Origin of the sequence: Prosthecobacter gellanilyticus (genome assembly GCF_007992435.1) — a bacterium.
GTDB lineage: Bacteria > Verrucomicrobiota > Verrucomicrobiia > Verrucomicrobiales > Verrucomicrobiaceae > Prosthecobacter > Prosthecobacter gellanilyticus.
Genome location: NZ_BKAG01000001.1, coordinates 182,995 through 203,612, shown reverse-complemented (window position 1 = coordinate 203,612; position 20,618 = coordinate 182,995). Strand labels below are relative to the sequence as shown.

19 protein-coding genes are annotated in these 20,618 nt (G+C 60.4%); 10 read left to right on the top strand and 9 right to left on the bottom strand.

The window, feature by feature from the left end:
- Positions 1 to 8 precede the first annotated feature (8 nt).
- The gene (locus BGE01nite_RS00790; RefSeq protein ID WP_146848349.1) at positions 9 to 410 is read right to left on the bottom strand and encodes a hypothetical protein; all 402 of its coding nucleotides are present in this window, start codon (positions 408 to 410) and stop codon (positions 9 to 11) included.
- A 246-nt stretch (positions 411 to 656) separates the two neighbouring features.
- Here BGE01nite_RS00790 and BGE01nite_RS00785 point away from each other — a divergent pair, with 246 nt between their 5' ends.
- Positions 657 to 1,913 carry a leucine-rich repeat domain-containing protein gene (locus tag BGE01nite_RS00785; protein ID WP_146848348.1) on the top strand — a complete coding sequence of 419 codons (1,257 nt, stop codon included), beginning with the start codon at positions 657 to 659 and terminating at the stop codon, positions 1,911 to 1,913.
- Positions 1,914 to 2,162: 249 nt separating this feature from the next.
- Complete coding sequence (locus BGE01nite_RS00780; RefSeq protein WP_146848347.1) at positions 2,163 to 3,602, top strand: Gfo/Idh/MocA family protein; 1,440 nt, start codon at positions 2,163 to 2,165, stop codon at positions 3,600 to 3,602.
- A 182-nt stretch (positions 3,603 to 3,784) separates the two neighbouring features.
- Here the strand turns inward: BGE01nite_RS00780 and BGE01nite_RS00775 are convergent, their stop codons facing one another.
- Positions 3,785 to 4,711, bottom strand: coding sequence for an SGNH/GDSL hydrolase family protein (locus BGE01nite_RS00775; protein WP_170266503.1), 927 nt, complete (start codon positions 4,709 to 4,711; stop codon positions 3,785 to 3,787).
- A 190-nt stretch (positions 4,712 to 4,901) separates the two neighbouring features.
- On the opposite strand from BGE01nite_RS00775, the gene BGE01nite_RS00770 reads away from it, so the two are divergent.
- The 4 genes from BGE01nite_RS00770 to BGE01nite_RS00755 all read left to right on the top strand — a co-directional run bounded on the left by BGE01nite_RS00770 (position 4,902) and on the right by BGE01nite_RS00755 (position 8,795).
- Positions 4,902 to 5,303 (top strand): outer membrane protein assembly factor BamE, encoded by a 402-nt coding sequence (locus BGE01nite_RS00770; protein ID WP_146848345.1) that lies wholly within the window; start codon positions 4,902 to 4,904, stop codon positions 5,301 to 5,303.
- A gap of 72 nt (positions 5,304 to 5,375) precedes the next feature.
- Positions 5,376 to 6,674, top strand: a complete 1,299-nt coding sequence (gene hflX / locus BGE01nite_RS00765; protein WP_146848344.1) for a GTPase HflX — start codon at positions 5,376 to 5,378, stop codon at positions 6,672 to 6,674.
- A gap of 393 nt (positions 6,675 to 7,067) precedes the next feature.
- Complete coding sequence (locus BGE01nite_RS29240) at positions 7,068 to 7,829, top strand: hypothetical protein (protein ID WP_174770030.1); 762 nt, start codon at positions 7,068 to 7,070, stop codon at positions 7,827 to 7,829.
- Positions 7,830 to 8,057: 228 nt separating this feature from the next.
- The gene (locus BGE01nite_RS00755; RefSeq protein ID WP_146848343.1) at positions 8,058 to 8,795 is read left to right on the top strand and encodes a metallophosphoesterase family protein; all 738 of its coding nucleotides are present in this window, start codon (positions 8,058 to 8,060) and stop codon (positions 8,793 to 8,795) included.
- 339 nt (positions 8,796 to 9,134) lie between these two features.
- Here BGE01nite_RS00755 and BGE01nite_RS00750 read toward each other — a convergent pair whose 3' ends face one another.
- The 3 genes from BGE01nite_RS00750 to BGE01nite_RS00740 all read right to left on the bottom strand — a co-directional run bounded on the left by BGE01nite_RS00750 (position 9,135) and on the right by BGE01nite_RS00740 (position 10,685).
- Positions 9,135 to 9,596, bottom strand: coding sequence for a hypothetical protein (locus tag BGE01nite_RS00750; protein WP_146848342.1), 462 nt, complete (start codon positions 9,594 to 9,596; stop codon positions 9,135 to 9,137).
- A gap of 145 nt (positions 9,597 to 9,741) precedes the next feature.
- Positions 9,742 to 10,011 (bottom strand): hypothetical protein, encoded by a 270-nt coding sequence (locus BGE01nite_RS00745; RefSeq protein WP_146848341.1) that lies wholly within the window; start codon positions 10,009 to 10,011, stop codon positions 9,742 to 9,744.
- Positions 10,012 to 10,082: 71 nt separating this feature from the next.
- Complete coding sequence (locus BGE01nite_RS00740; RefSeq protein ID WP_146848340.1) at positions 10,083 to 10,685, bottom strand: leucine-rich repeat domain-containing protein; 603 nt, start codon at positions 10,683 to 10,685, stop codon at positions 10,083 to 10,085.
- Between the two features lie 166 nt (positions 10,686 to 10,851).
- Here BGE01nite_RS00740 and BGE01nite_RS00735 point away from each other — a divergent pair, with 166 nt between their 5' ends.
- Positions 10,852 to 12,201 carry a hypothetical protein gene (locus tag BGE01nite_RS00735; protein WP_146848339.1) on the top strand — a complete coding sequence of 450 codons (1,350 nt, stop codon included), beginning with the start codon at positions 10,852 to 10,854 and terminating at the stop codon, positions 12,199 to 12,201.
- Between the two features lie 116 nt (positions 12,202 to 12,317).
- Here the strand turns inward: BGE01nite_RS00735 and BGE01nite_RS29675 are convergent, their stop codons facing one another.
- The 4 genes from BGE01nite_RS29675 to BGE01nite_RS00715 form a co-directional block, all read right to left on the bottom strand.
- Entirely contained in the window at positions 12,318 to 13,868 is a 1,551-nt protein-coding gene (locus BGE01nite_RS29675) for a glycerol-3-phosphate dehydrogenase/oxidase (protein WP_146848338.1), read from the bottom strand.
- A gap of 236 nt (positions 13,869 to 14,104) precedes the next feature.
- Positions 14,105 to 15,172, bottom strand: a complete 1,068-nt coding sequence (locus BGE01nite_RS00725; protein ID WP_218032855.1) for an ABC transporter ATP-binding protein — start codon at positions 15,170 to 15,172, stop codon at positions 14,105 to 14,107.
- Positions 15,173 to 15,353: 181 nt separating this feature from the next.
- Positions 15,354 to 17,171 carry a hypothetical protein gene (locus BGE01nite_RS00720; RefSeq protein WP_146848337.1) on the bottom strand — a complete coding sequence of 606 codons (1,818 nt, stop codon included), beginning with the start codon at positions 17,169 to 17,171 and terminating at the stop codon, positions 15,354 to 15,356.
- A complete protein-coding gene (locus BGE01nite_RS00715; RefSeq protein ID WP_146848336.1) occupies positions 17,168 to 18,187 on the bottom strand; it encodes an AAA family ATPase in 1,020 nt (339 codons plus the stop codon). Before BGE01nite_RS00715 ends, BGE01nite_RS00720 begins: the two co-directional genes overlap by 4 nt.
- Positions 18,188 to 18,404: 217 nt before the next feature.
- Here BGE01nite_RS00715 and leuC point away from each other — a divergent pair, with 217 nt between their 5' ends.
- The 3 genes from leuC to BGE01nite_RS00700 all read left to right on the top strand — a co-directional run bounded on the left by leuC (position 18,405) and on the right by BGE01nite_RS00700 (position 20,586).
- On the top strand, positions 18,405 to 19,820 hold the full coding sequence (gene leuC, locus BGE01nite_RS00710; protein ID WP_146848335.1) for a 3-isopropylmalate dehydratase large subunit: 1,416 nt from the start codon (positions 18,405 to 18,407) through the stop codon (positions 19,818 to 19,820).
- Between the two features lie 77 nt (positions 19,821 to 19,897).
- Positions 19,898 to 20,191: a hypothetical protein gene (locus BGE01nite_RS00705; protein ID WP_146848334.1), complete on the top strand. Its 294-nt coding sequence runs from the start codon at positions 19,898 to 19,900 to the stop codon at positions 20,189 to 20,191.
- 2 nt (positions 20,192 to 20,193) lie between these two features.
- Positions 20,194 to 20,586, top strand: coding sequence for a hypothetical protein (locus tag BGE01nite_RS00700; RefSeq protein ID WP_146848333.1), 393 nt, complete (start codon positions 20,194 to 20,196; stop codon positions 20,584 to 20,586).
- Positions 20,587 to 20,618 lie beyond the last annotated feature (32 nt).

Genomic DNA, 20,618 nt, shown 5'->3' with positions numbered 1-20,618 from the left:
CAGATTCGTTACCAGATGCGATTTTTCGCGATCTGCTCAAAGGCGGCGGAAAGGGCGGTATTGAGCTCTTCCAAAGTCGCTTGCTCAAGTGTCGGATCCAGATCCACTTCAGGGATCGCCTCAATCACCCGCACGGAGGTAGGATGACGCTGTGCAACGGCCTCTTTCCTTTCCTCAAACGCAAGCCTCTCAGGCTCCGGGGATACTGGCTTGGGATCTGCCTCAAACAGGCGACGGGTGAACTCGGCCGCAGCATCGAGATGCGCCTGGGAGGGCTTGGGTTTCGTGGAAACCTTGGCGGGCTTCACCGGTGCTGGCGGCGGTTCGGAACCTAGCGCGGCGATTTGCTCATCGAGATCCTGGCAGGCCAGTTCTAGAGTCTGGCGCAGGCTCAACAGTTTCTGCTGCATGCTATGCAGGGGCGAATTGACTGGAAGCTCTGGGATAGGTGGCAAAATCATGTTGGGGCAATTTAACCAGATTGAATAAAAATTTCAAAATTATAAAGCAACATAGGAGTAAATTTTAATAAATTAAGATACATTAACTTTTAACACTTGTTATAGACTGATGACACGGGTTCCGCTGCAATTACCCTAAACATGTGCCCGTCTAGAGCCGTAACTGCTATCTGATCTCAACCACCCTTCACAGACATGAAGTCCCTCTCGACTCTGCTCCTCCTCCTGTCTGCCACGGCACTCGCGGCTCAAGAAGCCAAACCTGCCGATCCAGCGCCTGCCAAACCTGCGGAAGCTCCCAAGCCAGCAGTCCCAACACCCACCCAGCCTGCGGCACCGGTTCCAGCCAAGACCGAGGCCCCGAAGCCAGCACCAGCGCCCGCTCCAGCAGCACCCGCCAAAGTCGAGACCCCCGCCAAACCCGCCGCAACTCCAGCCCCTACACCTGCACCTGCCACCAAACCGGCGGCCACCACGCCTCCCCCGGCTCCAAAACCTGCCACACCTCCGGCCACCCCGGCTCCTGCCAAGCCTGAGACTCCGAAAACGGAGCCAGCCAAGCCTGCGCCAGCACCGGCCCCGGCACCGAAGGCTGCCGAAACCAAGCCCGCCCCAGCCCCAGCTCCGAAACCGGCCGAAACGAAACCTGAGGCCAAGCCTGCCGCTCCTCCACCTCCGCCGAAACCCGCACCAGTGGCCGTCTTTAAAGACAAAGCCCTGGAAGGTGCCGTGCGGAAGCAGGTCTTCGCCAAGCGTGACAACCAGGAAGTCATCACTGCCGAGGACGTGGTCACCGTGTCCATCATCGATGGCAAGGGCCTCGGCATCACCGATCTCAGCGGTCTGGAGAAATGCACCGCCCTGGCCTCCCTGACCCTGCCGGAAAACAAGATCACCAGTCTGGCTCCTATCAAGGGTCTGGAACGTCTGCAGTTCCTGGACGTGGGGAACAACCAGATCGCCGACATCTCCCCGCTCGCTGACTGCAAGGCCCTTCAATACGTCGAGCTCACCAATAACAAGGTCACGGATGTCTCACCGCTCGGCGGCATCGTCGCCCTGAACTCCCTTTACCTTGCCGGCAACCAGATCACCGACGTCAGCGCCCTCTTCAAGCTGCCGAAAGTCTGGACCCTCTACCTCGATGGCAACAAGGTCGCGAAGCTCGACGGCATCGGCCAGCTCAAGTGGCTCTCCATGCTCTCCCTGAAGGGCAACCAGGTCACCGACCTCACCCCGTTGGAAACCCTTTCCGACCTGCAGTTCCTTTTCCTGGATAAAAACCCCGTCGCCGACATCACTCCCCTGCATCGCGCCTGGAAAAAAGACAACGAAGGAGCCCGCGAGTGGGCTCCCTACTGCCAGATCTACCTCACCGAATGCCCCCTCAACGACGAGTCCAAAAAGCTCGTCGACGAGCTGAAAAAAGCTGGAGCGCGGATCACCCCCTAACGTAGAACAGGTTTTCCAACCTGTTTTCTGGCTTCGTAGGACAAGCGTGACGAAGTCTGCTCGTCCCCCACGTGCTGGACAGCTCCAATCATCTGCGAACTCCCATGCCTGGATCATTCGCGGTCTCTGAATGCGCTCCCACCGCCCGGAGGAAGACCGGGTTGCGCCACGGTCACCCAACGAACGTGCTTGCCAACTCACCCCCCAACCTGCTTTCATATATGATCTAAACCCAACCTGCCTCCACCGATGCACACCCCAACCCGCCGCTCCTTCCTGCGCCAGACTGCGCTGGCCACCACCGCCCTCTCCGCCTCGCGCGTGCTCGGTGCGAATGACAAGATCCGCATCGCCTCCATCGGCCTCGGCGGGCAGGGAAGTGGCAATGCCGGACGCATGGCCAAGGTGCCAGGAGTTGAAATCGCCTACCTCTGTGATGCCGACACGGTGGCTCTCGACAAGGCCAAGCTGAAGTATCCAAACGCCAAGACCACGCAAGACATGCGCAAGGTCATGGAAGACCCGACCATCGATGCCGTCGTCGTCTCCACCGGCAATCACTGGCATGTGCTGGCCTCCATCTGGGCCTGCCAGGCTGGCAAGGACGTGTATGTGGAGAAGCCCGTCTCCCACAACATCTGGGAAGGCCGCAAGCTCGTCGAGGCCGCGCGCAAGTACAACCGCATTGTCCAGGGCGGCACGCAGCAGCGCAGTGATCCCTTCCATGATGAGCTGAAGGCTTATCTCGACTCCGGCGAACTCGGCAAGATCAAGTACGTCCGCTGCAACCACTACGGCCAGCGCGCCAGCATCGGCAAACGAGAGACACCGCTCGCGCCTCCGACCCATGTCGATTATAACCTTTGGTTAGGCCCGGCCCAGGACATCCCGATCATGCGGGAAAGACTTCAGTACGACTGGCATTGGGTCTGGAACACCGGTAACGGCGAACTCGGCAACTGGGGTCCACACATCCTCGATGACCTCCGCAGTGTGGTCTTCCGTGACAAGATCGCGCTTCCAAAACGCGTGCTCGCTGGTGGCGGCCGTCTCGGCTGGAATGACGCGGGCGAAACTCCAAACACGCACTTCATCTACTTTGACACTGGTGACATCCCCGTGGTCATGGATGTGCACAATCTGCCGCGCAAAGCCGGCATGAAGGCTTCGGATGTCTATCTGCGCCGCCGCACCAGCGCCTTCATGATCATCGAGTGTGAAAACGGCTACTATGAAGGCGGTCGTGGCGGTGGTTCCGCACATGATGCCAGCGGCAAGGTCGTGAAGAAATTCAAAGGTGATGGCGGTGGCACGCACGCGGCGAATTTCATCTCCGCCATCCGCAGCCGGAAGAAAGAAGACCTCAAGGGCGAGATCGAAAAGATCCACTACTCCAGCGCCTGGTGCCATCTCGGCAACATCTCCTACCGTCTCGGTCAGGCCGGTGATCTCGATCAAGCCAAGGCCGCGCTCAAAGAGTTCGAACCCTGGCAGGAAATGCTCTCCGATGAACCCGCTCACCTAACTGCGAATGATATTACACTGAAAGCCGGTGACATCAAAGTCGGCAAGATGCTCGAGATCGATGCCGCGAAGGAAACCTTCATCGGCGACAGCGCCACACCCGAGGCCCTCGCTTTATTGAAGCGCGAATACCGCGCCGGTTTCGAGGTGCCTGACATGGTGTGACGCCAATTCGCATGTCTGCCGACAAATAGATTGATCGAGCCGGAGGCTCGCTGGCCTGTAGCCGGTGGTGAAATGAGCGTAAGCGAATGAGAACCACCGGTCCGACAAGGCACGTCACCTAACAAAAGACGCGTCCCGGAGGGGCGCTGGAAGCCAGCGTCCCCACCAAAATACCTTTCACATCATGGGGCCAATCCCAGCACCCCGGTCAAAATCTCCGCATCCGTCAACGGCGTGATGGGTGAAAGAGGATACTTCACGCGAAACGCATCCACAATCAGCTGCGCGATCTTCGCCTGCGGCGCCATACCCGGGTGGAAGCCATCACCGGAAAACTCATACTCAGGCCGCGCATCCATGTCCGCGCCCTTGATGAAGGCCCGGCCGTCGATGACCAGCGGCTGCGTGATCAGGACCTTCGTCAGATCATACACGCCCGGCACAAACCCGATGTTCCGCTGCTTCGCGAAGAGCGAGAGCTGCGCGTTCAGGGAATCCAGCGCCAGGGTCACGCGCTTCGTCTTCACGGGATCATTCGGATAGGCGCGTAGGATGTCCGGCGTGCAGCCCACATGCGGTACGGAGACCAGCACCATCGGGATGGTGCCCTTCACCTTCCGCACATAGTCCACGATCCACATGATGTTATCCCGCGTAGGATTGATGTACTTCGTGGCGACACCGCCATTGTACAGAGCGCCGTAGTAGTTATCCACGTCATTGCCGCCGACAAAGATCACCACACGCTCCGCAGAGCCGCGGATCTGGGCCTGCAAATCACGGGTCCACCAGATGTTGTAAAAGGAGCTCAGTTGCTGCCGGATCTGAGCGCTTGTGGTTCCTGGGAAAGCCCAGTTGTGCTCATGACCAACCAAGCGCGGATCGTAAAAGCCGTTCCATTTGCCGAGATCAAACCATGTCTTGCGCTTGGTGTGCAGGATCTCCGCCCAGTTCCGCGTGTCCCAGGAGGCAGGGTTTTGCGGGTAGAGGGCAGGGAACTCGACTTCGTATTCCTTCGAAAGGCTGTCGCCGATCACGAGACACTGCTCCGCTCGTAGCGAGGCAGTCAGCAGCAGCGCGGCTGCAATCTGGAAGAGTTTCAGTTTCATGGGTCGTGGGGGGATTGGAATAAGTTTAGACAGATTTGCCTCCGGGAAATTCATCAGAATTCGCCCTGACCACCTCATCGGGCGCGGTTTTCAGACTGGGGCTTCTGTCATGGCGTTCACAGAACTTGTCTTGCAGGCAGGGAGGCACTTTGTCAGCATAAGTGCCTCACTTGTTGAGATTTATCACCTTATGAAACCACTCCGTCTCCTCTCCCTCGCCACCGCCGCCGTGCTGCTCAGCCAGTGCGCCAGCTCGGACTCCAGCACCCCCGCCGCCTCATCTCCCTCCAGCCCAGCAGCGGCTGCCCCCGCCAGCGGCGAGGAGGACACCACCCTGACCGCCGGCATGACCAAGGCCCAGGTCGAGGCCAAGTGGGGCGAGCCTTCGTCCAAGAAAACCACCCCCCAGGGCGAGGTCTGGCGCTATGCGAACCAGGGCTGGAAGCGCCACGTCCCCGGCTACGGCGCCTTTGCCCATGTGGAGGAGCAGTTCGTCCTCTTCGGCGCAGACGGCCGCATGATCAAAAGCGGCACCGAAGACTACGGCAATTCCTTCCAGGAACCCTGGCGCCGCGCCTTCGGCACGAACTGAGAGCCCTCATCTCTTCCTTCTTAGCTGCTGATAAGGTTGGCAAAGCACATCGCCCATGCGTAATCATGGGCGATGTTTGATATCCGGGATAAGCCCCAGCAAGTTGACAAAGCCTTCCTCATTGGTGCCTACTTTGACCGTCGGAATGAAGAAGAATCACGCGAACTGCTCATCGAGCTGAAGGACCTCGTCGAGACCCTCGGCATCGAGGTCGTCGCCACCGAGCTCGTCTTTGTCCGCGAGATCAACCCGCGCGTGCTCCTCGGCAAGGGCAAGGCCGCCGAGCTCATGGAGGCCGCGAAGAACATGGAGGCCGACTGCATCGTCTTCGACAACGAGCTCAGCCCGGCCCAGCAGCGCGCCTGGGAGGGCGACTCCAAACTGGCCGTCATCGACCGGCATGAGGTCATCCTGGACATCTTCAACATGCGCGCCCAGACCCGCGAGGCACGCCTGCAGGTCGAGCTCGCCCGCCTCGAATACTCCATCCCGCGCCTCACCCGCATGTGGGCTCACCTTGACCGTCAGGGCGGGGGAGCCGGTGGTGGCATGGGCGGTGCCGGAGCCGCTCGTGGTGAGGGTGAAACCCAGCTCGAAGTCGACCGCCGCCTCGTCTACAAACGCCGTGACCGCGTGAAGGCCGAGCTCGAGGAAGTGAAGAAGCAGCGCGATACCATGCGCAAGGAGCGCAGCCGTGTGCCGCTGCCCCACGCCGCCATCGTTGGTTATACCAATGCCGGCAAGTCCTCCCTCCTGAACCATCTCACCAGCGCCAACGTGCTGGCTGAGGACAAGCTCTTCGCCACCCTGGACACCACCACCCGCCGCCTGGACCTGCCGGACGGCCAGGCCATGCTGCTCACAGACACCGTCGGCTTCGTCCGCAACCTGCCGCACGATCTTGTGCAGAGCTTCCGCGCCACCTTGGAGGAGTCTGTGCTCGCCGACTTCCTCATCCATGTTGTGGATGCCAGCTCCACCCAGGCCCACGAGTTCTACCAGACGACCACCAAAGTCCTCGGAGAACTCGGCGCGGGTGAAAAGCGCGTGCTCCTGGCCCTGAACAAGATCGATCTGGTGGATGACACCCGCCTCATGGAGCTGAAGCGCCTGTTCCCCGAAGCCGTGCCCATCTCCGTGCACACCGGCCAGGGCATGGACGACCTCTTCCACCGCATCCACGACATGCTCATCGACCGTGTCGTGCGCATGGACCTCAGCATTCCGCTGAACCGCATGGACCTCGTCGCCTTCCTCCACGAACAGGGAAAAGTCCTCAAGGAAGACTACGAGCGCGGCGTCGCCGACGTCCAGTGCGTCGTCCCCAAACGCTTCGAGTCCAAGTTCAAAGACTTCCTCGTGAAGGAGTAGGATCTCCAGTTCCCTGGTCACAGATCAGCACGGAGGAGAGAAAAATGCTTCCAAGGCCAACGGGCCTTACGTCATTCAGCCCAAGGTTGCGCGAAGCGCTACCCTGGGAACGCAGACATCCAAGTCCCCTTCGCCGATGAACTCCAACGGAGTTCCGTCAGCCCCCTCAAACCGCAGATCCCCGCATCCTCAGAGCCCCAACGGGGCGAGACACCAACGGTCCGCAATCTCCCCGTCTCATCCCCGGTCCCCGACACGGCAAAATCGGCTGGAACCCTCAGAAAATCAGCCCGTCCGCTGCCCGAGGATTCTCCTAACGTGCCAAAGACAAACCTCGACAGTCTCCCCTAAACTTGGTTAGCCTGCGTTAATTCTGCCCAATTAATACACGCCATGGCCAGCAAACCGACTTCCAAAAAAGCCGCCGTCAAGAAGCCAGCCCCCGTGGCGAAAAAGAAGCCCGCTCCTGCCAAACCCGCCAGCAAGGCCAAGCCTGCTCCGGCAAAAAAACCCGCTCCTAAACCAGCGGCAAAGGCGCCCGCGAAAGCTCCAATCAAGGCCCCCGCTGCCAAACCAGCGCCCAAGCCTAGCCCAAAACCGGCCGCCAAACCTGCACCGGCTCCCGCTCCAGCCCCGAAAGCAGCCGCTGCCGCGCCGAAGCCAGACCCGGCCCCAGCCCCTGTGGCCAAGGCTCCGCCTCCACCACCTCCCGCTCCTGTCGCAGCGCCCGCTCCCGCCCCCACTCCGACCCCAGCACCTGCGCCTGCCCCAGTCAAAGCAGCGCCGGCCGCCAAGCCCGTCGCTCCAGTCGCCACAGCGCTGACCATCAGCGTCCAGACCTCCCAGGGTGCCGCCGCTGCGGGCAACACCCATCCGGCGAACATCCTCGTCATCGTCACCTGCGCCGGCGTGCCCGTCGTGGAACTGAGCAAGGATCACTTCACTCTCATGGAGCACTTTGAGGTCCCCGGCCAGGGCACCCAGTTCAGCAACAACATCACCTCCTTCCGCAACGCCGGCACCGGAGCCTACCTGCTGCAGACCAAGCCCATCACCGGCGCCCCCTGGCGCAGCGGCCACCACCTCGGCCAGCTCCTCATCTCCGACGACGACGAACGCCAGGGTCAGGCCGCCTTCAAGCTCATCATCCGCTGACAAGGTGGTCCTCACAGTCCTCTGTGCGGAACCAAAGTCTCCCGAGTCACGAGATCACCATCATCGCCAAAGTCGCGAAGCGTCCCGGAGTGCGGTGGCAGAGAGGCACGGGCCATCGTGCCTCGTCGACACCGCTAGCGTGCGCACCCCGCACCTCCCCTTGACCTAACTACCTTTGCGCACAAGATCTGCGCCACCCTCTCGCGCTGCAAATCCTAGCGCTCCCCCATGATCACCCTCTGCATCATCGCAGACACCCACCGCAAGCACCGCCAGGTCACCATCCCGCCCTGTGACCTCCTCATCCACTGCGGCGATTTTGGTTACTTCGAGCGCGATGACCGCGCCAACCTCGAGGATGTCGATGCTTGGTTCGCCGAAGCCCCCGCGAAACAAATCCTCTGCATCGGCGGCAACCATGACTTCATGCTCCAGCGTCGCGAGTTCCGCTTCACTCACGCTCACCTCCTGGAGGACACCACCTTCGAGTACTGCGGCCTCCGCATTTTTGGTTCGCCGTGGTGCCCCGACCTCCCCTTCTTCGCCTACCACCGCACCGAGCCCCAGTTGATCGAAACCTGGAGCCGCATCCCGTCAGACACGGACATCCTCATCACCCACACCCCGCCCCACGGCATCCTCGATCTCCCCTACGGTAGCGAAACCCACGTTGGCTGCCCGCACCTCCGTGAGGAGCTCACCCGCATCCGTCCTCGTATCCACGCCTTCGGCCACATCCACCACAGCCACGGCCGTCATGAGGAAGCCAACACCCTCTACCTCAACACCGCCGTCGTCACCGGCCGCGACCTCGAAGTCACGAATCCACCGGTAATTGTGCAAGTGCCTGAGGGGCAAACCGCCTCCCAACCTAACATCGATTGCGACTACCTTGGCACAGCCAGCGAGAAGAGCTCCAGGAGCAAGATCAACAGCCACAACCAGGTGTGCCAGCCGTGCAGATGACGGGATACAAGCCACAGAGAAGCAAACGCCAGAATGGCAATCTTACAAAGCACCTTCAACACCTCATCCTCGTCCGCTTTGGACATGCGATAAGGATCCAGAAAAGTACCCCTGAGCGGACCATCTCTAAATTGGCACTCCTGCATCACCTCGAGACCCACAATCATCACGAACAACGTCCAGAACGACGTCGTCAGGACTTGCCTAACAGAAGGTTTGGATAGAAAGCCACCGGCCATCGTTTGAGATGATCATAGCAGACCCGCTGGTATCATGTGAAGTAGCTTCGTGGAAAATCTAAGAACTCCCTGCTCCTGAATAAAGACCGCCGACGATCCTTCAATCTTTGGAAAGATGGTCGTTCAAAAACTCAAGCAGTTCGGCCATTCGTTCCGTCTTGTCGGAGATGTAAATCTGCCCGTGATACTTGCTGTGCACCACGATGGCCTTGATGCCGTTGTTGCTGAAGGGTGTCAGCCGGGTGATCTCGCTTAGCGGGATCTTGTTCTTGCGGCCCCAGAAGTTGCGACCGTGGATCATGCCTTCGGAGAGGGTGATCGTGGCAAGCCGGAACCACTGCCCAACCAAAAATGCCATCACCACAGAGACCAAGGGGACACAGGCAAGGATCAGCAAGAAAACCGGCATGGAGACATGCTCAAACGTCTTTTCATAGTTGAACCCCGAGGACACATAGCGCACGCCGATCATTAGCGTCACAGGCACAAGGATGGCCACCGTCATGAAGACCGACAACGACTTGAAGACCTGTTTCCAATCGACAGGGAAGGTTGTGTTCATGGATTCGCGCGGATGCAAGGTGGGGCAACTTGAAGTGTGAAGAAACACCAAGGCTTAACCACAGAGAGCACGGAGGGCCACAGAGTTTCCATTTCTGACCTCTGTGCTCCTCCGTGCCCTCGGTGGTGACCAAAGGAGTGTCGCATCAAAAGGCATTCGGATCATCCGGGTCTCTCCAGGGGGTATGGATGTACATCTTCTGGTTATGATACCGCACATCTAGGTAGTAGGGAGTGCCACAACCTTTGCAGGCGCTCGGGTGTTCCTCGTCATGGCCGCGTTCATTCTCCGCCGATGAGCAGATCACGGGATGCCCGCATTGGTAACAATCGAACGCCACAAGGCCGCCAAAGGTGTCCACAGGCACCTCGTCAGCGCCATCGCTGTCCAGAAAGATGAAGTCTGAAAAGTCCACGACACGATGAAAACGGATTCCATCAAACAGGTCAACGCTGTTGTGCCCTGCACCCGAGTAGGCACCCCTCACTACTGCTGTGCAGCCTCCTGTTCTTCCACGCTCCACGCGGAGACAACCCCCGGACGAAACCAGCTTCGAATCCGTGATACCTCAACTTCGCGGATAGGATTTCCGACGATAATAAGTCTACGCAAGCGCCGCAATCCCGCGATGGAATCTGGCAGTGAGGTCAATCCGATGTCATGTAACTGAAGCTCTCGAAGCTCGGACAATTGCCCGAGCTGGGGCGGAACTTCTGGTGATGGGTGGTTGGAAAAATCGAGTCGACGCAGATGCTTGAACTCCTGAACCGACGGCGGGATGTGAGTGATGTCAGTCCCTCGCAAGACCAACTCAGTGAGACGTGGGCAAGAAGCTAGAAAGGCGGGAAAGGTTTGAATTGGCATGTTGAGGACACAGAATTTTCGGAGCTTCTGTAAACCTGCCAAGGCTTCAGGCAGCTCCGTCCATGACTGCCAGCCCACCTCGATCTCGCGTAGATTGATCAACTTCGGCAGAAGGGTAGCGAAGGCGCTAAAATCGACTCCTGGCTTGATGAGATACAAGCCTCCAACAGAAGCTGGGTTGGCGGAAGCTCCTTCAAGAGAGCCAAATTTCTTGTACCAGAACATGGTGGCGGAGTGTGGACGAGCCGGGGGTTTTACGAGAAGCGATCCTTTCCATCGATCAACTGCATCTTCACAAGCTCTGGGATTCAGCCCCCGACTTTCATTTTCCCATCCGCCTATTTTCTGCTATAAACCTGGGTCGGGTGTCAAACACGCACTCCCCACTGACATGACAGACCAAGCCGTCCTCTCTGCACGCTGGCACGCGCTGGCGAAGCGCACTGCTTGGAAGGTGAACACAGCCTGGTTAGTGGAACGGCTCACCCCCTGGCTCGTCGGCGCAGGAGCAGCAGGGTTTGCCAGCATCGTCTGGTTGAGGTCACGCGGGCATGTCATGGACTTCGTGGCGCTCTGGCCCTGGTGGTCGGGGGCGGCGGTGCTGCTCACAGGCGCGGCGCTCCTATGGGCGCGGAAACAGTTTATCAACACCGAGACGGCCATGGTCCGGCTCGAGTCCCAGCTCAGGCTGCACAACGCGCTCACGGTCGCACGCCTCGGTCGCGGCACCTGGCCGAAAGTGCCGGAGTCCGTGCTGGATGGTCTGCGCTGGCGCTGGGAGCGTGTCAGCGGTCCTTTTGTCGTATGTGCCGTGTGTCTGCTCGCCGCTTTTTACCTGCCGATCACGCCGAAGGCCCAGGCCGTGATTCCGGATGCCCAACCACAAGCGTGGCAGCAAATGGATGAGTGGCTGGAGAAGTTGAAGGACGAAAAGGTTATCACCCCGGAGTCCGAGGCCGAGCAGGACGCGAAGCTCGATGCCTTGCGCAACCAGCCCCAGGAAAAATGGTTCAGCCACGAGAGCCTGAATGCCAGTGACACCCTGAAGCAGCAGCTCCAGCGCGAGATCGCCAACATGGGCCGCAATCTCTCCGATGCTGAACGCAGCCTGAACGCCCTGCAGAACTATGGCGACAAGCTCTCCGAGCAGGCCAAGGAGCAGATGCTGAAGGAGTTCGATGAAGCGATGCAGAGCCTGAAGTCCAACACCCTCGCGCTGGATCCCTCACTGCTGAAGGAGCTCTCGCAGATCGACCCGAAGAACCTCAAGTCCATGTCCAAGGAGCAGCTCGACCAGCTCCGCGATGCCCTCAAAAACAAGAGCGGCACCTGTGAAAACCCCGGTCAGGGTTTCGGCCAGAACAAAGGCTTCCTCGGCGACGGCCAGGGCGAAGACGATGCCGGTCTCAAGTCCCTCGATGACATGGCCACCGGCCCGCAAAAGGAAGGCCCTGGCAATGGCGGCGTTGATCGCGGTCCCGGCACCGCACCTCTCACGCTCTCCAAAGACGAAAACAACTTTGGCACCAACAAGATCGAAGGCGTGCAGAACGACGACTTCTCCAAAGCCCAGCTCGGCACCACCCTCGGCACCCAGGACGGCAAGCACGAGGTCGACAAAACCTCCACCGGCCCCACCGCCGCCGGCACCGTCAACAACCAAGGCCAGGGCGGCGAACAAGTCTGGCGCGAGTCATTGACCCCCGAAGAGAAAGCCGTACTGAAGCGGGTGTTCCAGTGAGGTGAGCGATCTCCTGGCTCAATGTGCTCGTCAGCGCTGATGCCAAACCAATAATGTAGAAAAATTAGGGTAGAAAGATTTCAGAGAATTTTTCTACCTTAATCTTTCTACAATCTTCAGAGCAGATACCCTTTCGCCAAAGTTTGGTAGGCCGTCACCTGACCCTGCGCCCACGCAGCATCCTTGCCGATCTCACGCGCCAGGATCTCCGCCACCACCGGTGCGGCCTCCATGCTCGTGCGCGCATCCAGCAGCAGCGCACGCGTGCGACGTGACAGCACATCCTCCACCGTCCGTGCCATCTCGTGCCGCGCCTGCCAGACCACCTCGGCCTTGAGGAACTCAAGCTTGGCATGCAACAATTCACCCAGCGAAGCATCGGCATCCGCCAGCGCGCGAATACCCGCTGCATCACTGCCATAGGTGCTGAGATGACTCTTATCACCCGCGCTGCCTTCATGACCATGAATCGGCAGGTTCTGCGTGGCACAAAGGCGATGATCCAGTGCGCCGATCATCTCTGCATGATCGATCACATCTTCCGCCATCTTGCGATACGTGGTCCACTTTCCACCCGCGATGGTGATCAATCCGGAATCTGAAATGGTGATGAGATGATCCCGCGAAAGAGCCGCCGTGCTGCCTGCCTCGGCCTTGATGAGCGGTCGCAGCCCCGCGAATACACTGAGCACATCATCACGACCTGGATCACGGGTCAGGTAGCGATTCATCTGCGTGAAGATGAACTCGATCTCCTCCGGCAAGGCCCGCGGCTCAAGCGAAGACTCACTCACCGGCGTGTCCGTGGTGCCCACCACGATCCGCCCATGCCACGGCACGGCAAAGAGCACGCGGCCATCATCCGTCTTCGGAATCATGATGGCGGAGTCACCCGGCAGGAATTCACGCGGCAGCACAAAGTGAATGCCCTGGCTCGGGCTGAGCATCGACTTCGTCTGCGCATCATCCATGCGCCTCACCGAATCGGCAAAAACGCCGGTCGCATTGATCACGACCTTCGTGCGCACCTCAAACTCGCGACCACTCTCCTCATCCCGCAACTGCACGCCGGCCACATGCTGGCCTTCTTTGATGAGACCGCAGCAGCGCACATAGTTCAGCAGCACCGCGCCCTTCTCCGCTGCGGTTTGCGCGAGGTTGATGGCCAGGCGCGAGTCATCAAATTGCCCGTCGTGATAGATGATGCCACCATTGAGACCTTCCGGTTCGATGTTGGGCAGCAGCTCGATCACATCATCCCGCGAAAGCCAGCGCGAAGGCTCCAGACCCAGCTTCCCGGCCAGCCCATCATAGACCTTCATGCCGATGCCGTAGAAGGGTCCTTCCCACCAATGGTAGTTCGGGATGATGAACGGCAGGCTGTGCGCCAGATGCGGCGCATTGCGCACCAGCAGCCCGCGCTCACGCAAAGCCTCGAGCACGAGAGAAACATTCCCCTGCTTCAGATAGCGCACCCCCCCATGCACCAGCTTCGTGCTGCGACTCGAGGTGCCTTTGGCAAAGTCTGACTGCTCCACAAGCAGCACGCTGTGACCACGCGTGGCTGCATCCACCGCCGCCCCGAGCCCCGTGGCCCCACCACCGACGATCACGATGTCAAACGACGTGCCGCTGGTGGCGGCGGAAAGGAAGTCAGCGCGGTTCATGCGCTGATTCTCAGACTCGGTGCGCGAAAGGGAAGTACGAAGTACAGTGTGTTCGCGAACGTCGCGGAGCGTCCCGGAGTGCGGTGGCAAGCGCTAAAGCGCGACACCGCTAGGTGCGCAGAGAACATTCTCGAGATAGGAAGGCATGGTGTGCGCACGAGAGCGGTGTCGACGATGCACGGTGGCCCGTGCATCTCTGCCACCGCACTCCGGGACGCTGCCGCGACTTCGATACCTCACTCCTGCGCACCCATCACCGGCCCGCTCACCACGGCCGGCGGCATCTGCGGCAGCGGAGGTGGGGTGGACATCACCGGCCCCCCATTCGACTGGAACTTGCCTTGATCGATTTGACCCAGCATGTCGATGAAGGCGTCCTCGAGCTTGCGCTCTTCACGATGATAATCCGTGACCAGCAAACCGTCCGTGATCATGCGCTTGAGCACGCCAGCGAGCACCATCTCATCCGTGGACTCGATGCAAAGCCGCGCGCCGCGCTTGGTCTCGTCCATCACCTTCACCAGCGGTGCGGTGAGCGCCCACTCGACCAGCTTCGCAGGCTCGCCCGCGATCTGCACATTCACGATCGTCTCTGGCGTGGCGCTGGCACGCGTCATGGACTCGGCATCGCCATGATGCACGATGCGGCCTTTGTCGATGAAGAGCAGACTGTCACACATCTCCCCCAGCTCACTGAGGATGTGGGAGCTGATGAGGATGGTCTTTCCCTCGTCCGCGAGGATGCGGATGAGGCGCTTCAATTCCACACGCGCCTTCGGATCCAGGCCCGCGGCAGGCTCATCCATGATGAGGATCTGCGGATCATGCAGCAAAGCGCGACCCAGACACAGACGCTGCGTCTGGCCTTTGGACATCTTGTTGCTCAGCCGGTCCGCCAACGGCGTGAGATCCGTGAAGTCCATGACCTCCTGGATGCGCTGCACACGCTCCGCACCTTTGTAACCCAGCGCGCGCGCATAGAAGTCCAGATACTCGAGCACCGTCATGTGCTCATACGTGCCAAAGGAGTCCGGCATCCAGCCGAGCAGGCGGCGCACCTTCGCGGGATAGTGTACCACATTATGCCCGCCCACCTTCACCTGGCCGGAGCTGGGATAGTCTAGCGTGGCGAGGATGCGCATCGTCGTCGTCTTGCCAGCACCATTGGCACCCACAAAGCCGACCACGCTTCCATGATTGATGCTGAAGGACACACCATCCACCGCCTTCAGCGAGCCAAAGCTGCGCTTCAGATCCTCCACCAGAATGGCGGGCTGGGAAGTGTCGATCTCAGGGGCGGACATGAAAGGGAGAAAGTGGGGTCAGAGTGTTGGCGGAGGAGAATGCCGAATGACTAAAACTGCATGACGAATGGATGACCAAGCATACATGGCGAAAGTCCAAGCAGATGCCCGCTTTGCGTCCGTTCGGATTTGTGATTATGGCGTTCTTTCGTCATTAGAAAATTCGTCATTCTCCACCTAACTATTGTTGCTTCAAAGGCCCGAGGACCAGCACCTGGTCCTCCTGCCAGCGGATGGAGGAGAGCGTGTCCAGGGTGAAGCCCGGCGCGGCCTCGGCGGAGGCGAGGAAGGTCTGGCGAGGCAGCGTGCCATTCATGAGACGGCTCAGGCCCGAGCGCTGGGCACCGTCCGAAAGCTCGGCGAGTTTGTGCAGGCTGCTCCGGAGAGCGGCCGCATCAGATTTGACGAGCTTCACCTGCTTGCCCGTGGCCACCGCGGTGCTGGAGCGCCAGACCATGCCGTTGGCATCCACATAGAACAACTCCTCGAGCGTGAATCCGAGCGCGGAGATGACCTCAGGCGCGGCATCAGCGGGCAGACCTGCTTTGAGTTCCAAACGTGCGCGTGTGGACACGGCGGTGCGCAGGATCTGCCCCTGCTCCGCACGGCTCTGGAAGAAGTTGCCACTGCGCAGGCTGCCGTTTTGCGAGAGCTGCGCCGGCTGCGTGGCGCTGTTGCTCTTCAGCTTCACCCAGGGAGAATCTGGCAGTGCCAGGGGCTCAATGAGAGCGGGCTGCTTCACTTCAAATCCGCCACCCAGCAGCACACCCGTGCGGCTGACCTGCTCCTGCGTCACATAGGCCAGAGCCTCTTCAGGCTCGATATCGATCACCACAAGCCGCGCACCTGCACCCCCGACTCCGTCCTGCATCAAGATCACGCCCACCATGAGCACGCTGGCACCCACGGACAGCAGCGGTGTGGTGACGAACAAACGATGCCGACGCCCCGAAGGCGCGAGCACGAAGAGATTCACCGGCCCCACGAGGATGCCAAAGATCACCAGAAACACGATCACCTGCCAGGAGGCGAAGCTGCGCTCACCCAGCGCATTCAAAAGGCCCCAAGTGGGTTCACTCGCGGCACCTGATGCACGATAGGAGTACTCCGCCGTCAGCTCCTTGACCCGGTTTCCCATGCCGTGGTAGCGCGAGACCGTCTCAACCGCGTCCAGGCTTTTGCCATCCCACGGGATGATCTGGAGCTTGCCCATGGAGTGATCCTTTTTGTTATTCTCAAAACCTTCCGGCAGGCCCAGCCCGGCAGGCGTGGCGCTGGAGTTCGCATTGTAGACATGAAGCTTGCCGTAAAAGCGCACCCACTGCATGACCGCGAGCTGCTGGCCCGGCTTCAGCATCTGCCACTCACTGCCGGAGATCATGAGGAAGTCAAAGCCGCTGAGGCCGCGCCAGTCCTCCGGCAGATCCGCTGGAGCGAAGGTGCTGCCAAAGAACGACTTCGAGCTGCCGGTGCGGCCCGAGCGCTTTTCCACCTCATCCTTGAGCTTTGAGTGGTTCGCATCCGCCAGACCTTTGCTGATGGCGATGGCAGGGAAGTCATCAGCCCGCTCATGATACTCGTTCTTCTTGAAGGAAGCGCCACCTGCCGTGACCTCGATCAGAAACTCATGATTGTTGTCCCAGTAGCCGCCGCTGGGATCTCCATACTTCACCGCCATAGGTACCAGGAAGGTGGCGGACTGAGTGCTGTGCGCAGGCACGGCCAGGATGAACTGGCTGCGGTGATCACCCTCCTGGCGATACGTCCGCGTCTGCGAGACAAAAGAGAAATCCCAGCGCGTGTCACCCTCTCCCGAATTCGTGGCCACGATGCGCAGCGGGGCGCAGCCGGAGGGAGGCATGGGATCAAAGACACTGCGCATCTCCAGCGTCAGGCGGCCGTCATCCGTGATCGCACCATTGGTTAGGCTCTTCTGTGCCAGGGCAGGAGAGGCCATCAGGCCTAACCAAAAAATGATTTGAGAAGCCCGGATCTTCATGCCGCCTCCTTCAGTGTCTTCGGCATGCCGAGATTTTGCACCGGCACCTCCGCCAGGATGGCGCGGACCACGCTGGCACTGGTACGGCCGTCCATGCGGGCCGTGTAGTCCAGGAGGATGCGGTGGTTCAGCACGGGAAGCGCCAGAGACTGCACATCTTCAAAGCTTGCATTCGGCCTGCCATGCATCAGAGCACGTGCCTTGGCTGCGGAAGCGAGGCTCAGCGCCGCACGCGGGCTGGCGCCAAACCGCACGCCGTCCGCCGCTTTGGATTGTCCCGGATGCGTGGCATCCACAATGCGCGCGATGTAGTCCGCCACGATCTCCGGCAGATACACCCGCCGCGCCACGGCCTGGATGTGCGCAAACTCCTCACGCGTGGTGATGGCCGAAACCTGCGGCTCCACGCCTAACTCACGATGTGTCACGATGCGCGCCAGCGTCTCCGCGCTGTTGCGCAGCACCTCCAGCTTGAAGAGGAAGCGGTCCACCTGCGCCTCAGGCAGGGGATAAGTGCCCTCGAGCTCGATCGGGTTCTGCGTGGCCAGCACGAAGAACGGCTCTGGCAGAATGTGGGTTTGCCCCAGCACGGTCACACGCCGCTCCTGCATGGCCTCCAGCAAAGCGGACTGCGTCTTCGGCGAGGCGCGGTTGATCTCATCCGCCAGCAGCAGATTGGTAAAGATAGGTCCGGGCTGAAACACGAACTCGCGCCTTCCATCCACCTCCTGCAGCACAGGGTTGCCGGTAATGTCACCAGGAAGCAGGTCCGGGGTGAACTGCACGCGGCGGGTGGTGAGGTTCAGCGCCTTCGCGAGGCCCTTCACGAGCTCGGTCTTGCCCAGGCCGGGAAGACCCTCCAGCAGCACATGGCCGCGGGCAATGACCCCGCAGAGGGTGAGCTCGATCAGCTCGCCCTGCCCGAAAAGCACCTCGTTAAGGGCCTGCCGCAGCGCGGCAATGGGTTTCGAGGCGGAGAGAAGCTCGGATTCAGAGGCAAACGCGTCAGCGGACATCGGCGGCGAATTAAGCAGGAACCCCGCCGTGGCGTCGAGTGGAAAAGCGGACTCGTAAAAGAACGGGCTAGGGGACTCTGGCCAGCACTGCCCCAAGCCATTCTGGGCTAGCTTTTTGAGACTCGTCCTCACCTTCGTGGGTGCCCTCCCTGCGCCTTGCGCAAATCTGGTACTCTGCTAATCTCTTCCCCCTCCTCCACAATCGAACGAACACATCATGGGCAAGACACTTTTCGCCAAAGTCTGGGAATCACACTCCATCGGGAAACTCGCGAACGGGCAGACACAGCTGCTCATCGACACGCACCTCGTCCATGAAGTGACGAGCCCCCAGGCCTTCGGCATGCTCCGTGATCTGAACCTGAAGGTGGCGTATCCGCACCGCACCTTCGCGACCGTGGACCACATCGTCCCGACCGACAGCCAGGTCTCTCCTTTCTCCGATCCGCTGGCCGAGGCCATGATCCAGGAGCTAAATAAGAACGCCAAGGAGTTCGGCATCACCTATTTCAGCCTGAGCAGCGGCAAGCAGGGCATCGTCCACGTCGTGGGACCTGAGCAGGGCATCACCCAGCCTGGCGGCACCATCGCCTGTGGCGACTCCCATACCGCCACGCACGGTGCCTTTGGCGCCATCGCTTTCGGCATCGGCACCACGCAGGTGCGTGACCTCCTGGCCACCCAGACCATGGCCATGAGCCCCATGAAGGTCCGCCGCATCAATGTGGACGGCCAGCTCCGCCCCGGTGTGTATTCGAAGGATGTCGCCCTTCACATCATCCGCCTGCTTGGAGCCAATGGCGGCATCGGCTACGCCTATGAATATGGCGGCAGCACCTTTGACGGCTTCACGATGGAAGAGCGCATGACCGTCTGCAACATGAGCATCGAAGGCGGTGCCCGCTGCGGTTACGTGAATCCGGACGAGAAGACTTTTGAGTATCTCAAAGGCCGCAACTACTCCCCGAAAGGTGACGCCTGGAACACCGCTGTGGACCAGTGGCGCGCCGTGGCTTCCGACAAGGACGCTGTCTATGATGACGTGGTGAACATCCGCGCCGAAGACGTGCCGCCGACTGTGACCTGGGGCACCAGCCCTGATCAGGCCATCTCCGTGACCGAAAACGTGCCGACGCCTGAGAGCGCCACCACCGAACCCGGCCGCATCTCCATCCAGGAAGCTCTGGACTACATGAAGCTGCCAGCCGGACAGCCGATCAAGGGCACGAAGATCGACGTGGCCTTCATCGGCTCCTGCACCAACGGCCGCATCAGCGACTTTCGCGAGGTGGCCAAGTTTGTGAAGGGCAAGAAGGTCGCCCCAGGCGTAAAAGCCATCGTCGTTCCTGGCAGCCAGGTGGTGGACGTCATCGCTCGTCAGGAAGGTCTGGACAAGATCTTCAACGAAGCCGGTTTCGAATGGCGCAATGCAGGCTGCTCCATGTGCCTCGCCATGAACCCTGACAAGCTCGTCGGCGACCAGCTCTGCGCTTCCTCCTCGAACCGCAACTTCAAAGGCCGCCAGGGCAGCCCCACGGGCCGCACCGTCCTCATGAGCCCCGTCATGGTCGCCGCCGCCGCCCTCACCGGCAGCATCGCGGATGCCCGCGAGGTGTTCTCCATCGCTGGCTGATGGTGGAGCAACCATCCCGGTTGCTCTCACGTAACGAAAGCGGGCAAGCACGATGCTTGCCCCACCTTTCTCCCCACATGAAAAAGCCCATCTTCCTTCTCGCCGCTGTCGCGGTAGTGCTGGCCATCACCAACCCGAACGAGGCAGCCTTCCGCGAGCACATCCGCAAGAAGGAAGGCATCGCCGGCACGCTCGGCATGGCCGTGGCGGACCTCGTCTCCGGTGGCAAGAAGGGCGGCATTCAGAGGGACAATTTCGTCATCGCCAGCCGCTTCTACATCGGCGGCGATGGCATCCTGCCTCGTGAAGATCTCGCCTGGGGCATCGCTGGCTTCTTCATTGAAACCAAGAGCTATCCTGCATCGAGGTAAGCATGAGCAGTATCACTCTTTTGCTCGCTGCCGAAGCAGCAGCCGTTGTTGCTGAGAAGGCGGTCCCGCCCTTTTCCCAGACCGCCGCCCTCTGCTTTGCCTTCTCAGGCCTTTGCCTGCTGATCAGCGCAGGATTGAAGCTCTTCGCCGAGCATCGGCACGCGCTGGGCTCGGTGATTGCCGCCGCAGGATTGGTGCTCGCGCTGATCTCGTTCAGCTTCGCCTGGCAGGTGCGGCATGTGGACTTCCAGCCCACCGTCGGGGCTGCTGAGAGCACAGGCAGCCCATCGCTCTTGAAGTCTCTCTTCGTGCCTTTCGTACCCGTGCTGCTGAATGCGGCGTTGCTCTTTGCGCATCGTCGTCGTGCCAGCCGCGGGCCTTCGCCGGAAGCGTGAGGTGAGGTGAAGCCCTGATAAGATGCATGCCA